Raw genomic sequence first — 3,864 nt, forward strand, 5'->3', positions numbered from 1 at the left:
CATAAACTACTGGTATGACAGGGCTAAGCTCTTTGGGTGGACCCTTGAGTACCAGAAGTACGACGAGCAGAGGAACGAGATAGATAACGATGCCATAACCCTTCAGTTCAGGTTCGTATTCTGACCCAGTATGGCTGCTACGGCGTAGCCCCCGAGTCCAGTTCGCTGGACCGCCCCCTTCCTCTTTTTTCTTTTCTTCTTTTATAATGTCTTCTTCCATGGAAGAGAAGAGAGTATCCCTCAAACTGTCCGATGAAGGAACCTACACAGCGAAGCTCTCCAGCGGGGAAATTCCTGTTGGAGAAAAGGGCTTTAAGCCTATGGAGTTCCTTCTCGTATCCCTCGGAGGTTGCTCTGGAGTTGATGTCTATACCATCCTCAAGAAGAAGAGGCAGGAGGTGGAAGACATAGAGATAGAAATCTCCGGACTCAGGAGGGAAAACCATCCAAGGGTTTATGAGAGGATAAGGCTTACCTACAGGATAAAGGGCAGGGTAGAGAAGAAGGCAATTGAGCAGGCTATAAAGCTGTCCGTAGAAAAGTACTGCAGTGTCTATGCCATGCTCAGCAGGGTTGCCCAGATAGAGGTGGATTACGAGCTATGGGAAGGCTGAAGGAGAAATTTGAGGAGCTCAAAAGGAAAGGGGAGAAGGCTCTTGTGTCTTACCTTATGGTGGGCTACCCAGACTACGAGACCTCTATGAAGGCGATTGAGACCGTTCTTTCTGAAGGTACCGACATACTTGAGCTCGGCTTTCCCTTCTCAGACCCCGTTGCGGACGGACCAACTATACAGCTCGCCCACGAGGTCGCCCTCAAGAACGGTATAAGGTCAGAGCAGGTGTTTGAGGCTTCAAGGACTATAAAGGAGAGTTTTCCCAAGGTTCCCATCCTCTTGATGACCTATTACAACCCGATTTTCAGAATTGGACATGAAAATTTCTGTAGGAGGGCTGTGGAGAGCGGAATTGACGGCTTCATAGTTCCCGACCTTCCCCCAGAGGAGTGTGGCTCTCTCAAAGAGGTTATGGCAGAGTATAAACTCTCCCTTGTACTCCTGGCTTCCCCTACGAGCACAGAGAAGCGCCTGAGCCTGATATGTGAGAGAACGGATGACATGGTTTACTTCGTCTCCCTGACGGGAACCACCGGCGCAAGAAAGGAGCTCCCGATTGAGGAGCTCAGGCGGAACATAGAGAGGTACAGGGGTATATGCAACAAGCCTGTGGTTGTCGGCTTCGGAGTTTCAACGGGTGAGCACTCAAGGAGGATATCGGAGTTTGCGGACGGCGTTGTCGTCGGCAGCCTTCTTGTCAAGCTAACTGCGGAGAAGAACTTCGGAGAGCTCTCGCAGAAGGTAAGGGAGCTAAAGGAAGGTACTATAATTAAATAGGGAAGGGCGGTTAGCTCAGTTGGGAGAGCGCCATCCTCACACGATGGAGGTCGGCGGTTCAAGTCCGCCACCGCCCACCATAGGACTCTCAGGAGGTTTGGAATGGAGGTTCAGCACAGAGATGATGCCCTTGAGGCGCTCAAGGAGGCTAAGGTCGTCGCTGTGGTTGGCATATCTCCAAAGCCCGAGAGACCTTCCTACTACACAACCGAGAAGGTTCTGAAGAAAGGAAAGCACAAGATCTATCTCGTGAACCCGAGGTATGCGGGACAGGAGATCCTCGGCATAGAGGTGCTTCCCTCCCTTAAGGACGTGCCAGAACCGATTGATATAGTTAACGTTTACAGAAACCCAGCCCACGTAGAGCCTATAGTCCAGGAGGCTATTGAGGTGGGGGCTAAGGTTGTCTGGCTTCAGCCCGGAGCGGAGAACTACGAGGTCATTGAAAAGTACAAGGGAAAGATAAAGTTTGTCTATGAAGCCTGCATAGGTGTGGAGGCTGGCTACCTTTCCTGAAGCTTCGCACCCTTTACGAGCTTGATTAGGAGGTCAGCCATCTCTTCCTTGGGAACGACGTAATCAACACAGCCTGTCTTTATTGCGCTCTCGGGCATAGCCCAGAGTATGGCACTGCTCGGGTCCTCTGCAACCGTAACCCCACCAGCCCTCTTTACCTCAACTATTCCCTTCGCTCCATCGTTTCCCATCCCAGTCATGACGACGCCTATAGTGTCACTGCCGAAGACCTTCGCTGCCGAGGACAAGAGGAGGTCCGCCGAGGGCTTGTAGGGATAGGAATCGTCCTCTATGTATCTGACATACGCCCTCTCGGGCGTCCCTCTCAGGGTAAGGTGGATTCTTCCCCTTGATATGTATATATGACCACCCCTGATAACCTCACCCTCCTGGGCTTCCTTGACGGGCAATCTGCAGAGGGAATCCATGTAGCTGGCGAAGGTCGCCGTAAAGGTATCGGGCATGTGGATGGCGACTATCACCGGCGAGGGGAAGTCCTCGGGCAGTGAGGGGAGAACTACCTTCAGCGTCTGGGGACCGCCAGTTGATATCCCTATAGCGACAAGAGGAGGCACGCTGAAGGAGGCTTCCCTTTTCCTCACAGGGGGCTTGAAGGATATCTCCCTCCTTATCCCTGCGCTGAAGGCTGCCCTTATCTTTCTCACTATCTCTTCCTTGAAGCTGAAGAGCTCCTGATAGTCGGTGGGCTTGGTTATGAAGTCAACAGCCCCCTTCTCAAGAGCTTCTATCGTCTCCCGGGCACCCTCCTTGGTGAGGGCGCTTATCATGAGAACCTTGCAGGGGGGACACACCCTCCTTATCTCCTCAAGAGCCTTCAATCCGTCCATCAAAGGCATATTCACATCAAGGGTTATGACATCGGGTCTAAGCTCCTGAGCGAGCCTGACAGCCTCTTTGCCGTTGGATGCCTCCCCGACTACCTCTATATCCTCAGCACCGCTGAGTATCTTTCTGAGGGCAAGTCTTATGAAGGGCGAATCGTCAACTATCAGAACCCTTATCATCTCCTATCCTCCCTCTTTCTAAAGAATAGAAACCTCCCAGCCCTGAAGGGCTCAAAGAGGTCTTGATACTCCTTCCCAAGGAGCTCTGTAGCTGACAGAACCAGTATCCCCTCCTTCTTCAATATGTAGCTTATGTTAGTTAGTGCCTTCCTCTTGGAATCCTTATCAAAGTATATGAGAACGTTCCTGCACAGAACCACCGAGAAGTTTTCCCTGAAGGGGAGGAAGTCGCCGCTCTCTATCAGGTTTGCCTGCCTGAACTCCACCATCCTCTTTATCTCCGGCTTTATGAACAGAAACTTATCCCTTACCTCAACGAAGCCCCTGTACTCCTGGGGGATATCCTTGAGCTCCGAGCTCCTGTAAACACCCTCCTTTGCCCTCTGGAGGGCTTCCTCGTTTATGTCCATGCCCACAACCCTGCCAATGATTCCCCTGAGCCTCATCATCATGGCCAAGGTATAGGGCTCCTGTCCAGTTGAACAGCCTATGCTCGCCACATCAAAGCTCTGGATACCCTTGAGAACGCTGTCAAAGAGAACCTCAAGCTGCTCCCTCTCCCTGAAGAACCTCGTCTCCGGGACGGTCATGAGGTCTATCAGCATCCTCTTCCTCTCGGGAGACTTCAGGAAGTAAGATATGACGCCTTCGGCGTTGTCTGAACCTACGGGCATGCCCCTTATAAGCTTCTCCAGCTTGTACTCAAGTATCTTCATCCTCTCGTCGGGGTAGTAGTTGCCGGTGAGCTCGTAGATAGCTTTCCTGAGTAGTTCCATTAGGCGCTGTCTTTCTTCTGTCTTCATAACGCTGTCTTGCGGTTTTATTTTAAACTAATTAAATTAAATAACTTGGGAGTTATAAGATGATAGGATGGCTTTTGAAAAGGATACTCGGGACTAAGAACGAGCGTGAAATCAAGAAGCTAAGACC

General features: G+C 51.3%; 5 protein-coding genes and 1 tRNA gene. 4 read left to right on the forward strand and 2 right to left on the reverse strand.

Features of this window, described 5'->3' with window-relative positions:
- Window positions 1-218 precede the first annotated feature (218 nt).
- The 4 genes from AC1HCM_RS07905 (at window position 219) to AC1HCM_RS07920 (ending at window position 1,909) form a co-directional block, all read left to right on the forward strand.
- Window positions 219-614: an OsmC family protein gene (locus AC1HCM_RS07905; protein WP_479461226.1), complete on the forward strand. Its 396-nt coding sequence runs from the start codon at window positions 219-221 to the stop codon at window positions 612-614.
- Window positions 602-1,393: a tryptophan synthase subunit alpha gene (trpA, locus tag AC1HCM_RS07910; protein ID WP_479461227.1), complete on the forward strand. Its 792-nt coding sequence runs from the start codon at window positions 602-604 to the stop codon at window positions 1,391-1,393. Before AC1HCM_RS07905 ends, trpA begins: the two co-directional genes overlap by 13 nt.
- A 4-nt stretch (window positions 1,394-1,397) precedes the next feature.
- A tRNA-Val gene (locus AC1HCM_RS07915) sits at window positions 1,398-1,473 on the forward strand.
- Between the two features lie 22 nt (window positions 1,474-1,495).
- Window positions 1,496-1,909, forward strand: a complete 414-nt coding sequence (locus AC1HCM_RS07920) for a CoA-binding protein (protein ID WP_479461228.1) — start codon at window positions 1,496-1,498, stop codon at window positions 1,907-1,909.
- On the opposite strand, the gene AC1HCM_RS07925 is transcribed toward AC1HCM_RS07920, so the two are convergent.
- Both AC1HCM_RS07925 and AC1HCM_RS07930 read right to left on the reverse strand, forming a co-directional pair.
- Window positions 1,897-2,934 carry a protein-glutamate methylesterase/protein-glutamine glutaminase gene (locus AC1HCM_RS07925; RefSeq protein ID WP_479461229.1) on the reverse strand — a complete coding sequence of 346 codons (1,038 nt, stop codon included), beginning with the start codon at window positions 2,932-2,934 and terminating at the stop codon, window positions 1,897-1,899. The genes AC1HCM_RS07920 and AC1HCM_RS07925 overlap by 13 nt on opposite strands.
- On the reverse strand, window positions 2,931-3,737 hold the full coding sequence (locus AC1HCM_RS07930; protein ID WP_479461230.1) for a CheR family methyltransferase: 807 nt from the start codon (window positions 3,735-3,737) through the stop codon (window positions 2,931-2,933). The genes AC1HCM_RS07925 and AC1HCM_RS07930 overlap by 4 nt, the downstream gene beginning before the upstream one ends.
- Window positions 3,738-3,864 lie beyond the last annotated feature (127 nt).

It is taken from the genome of Hydrogenivirga sp. (genome assembly GCF_056450045.1).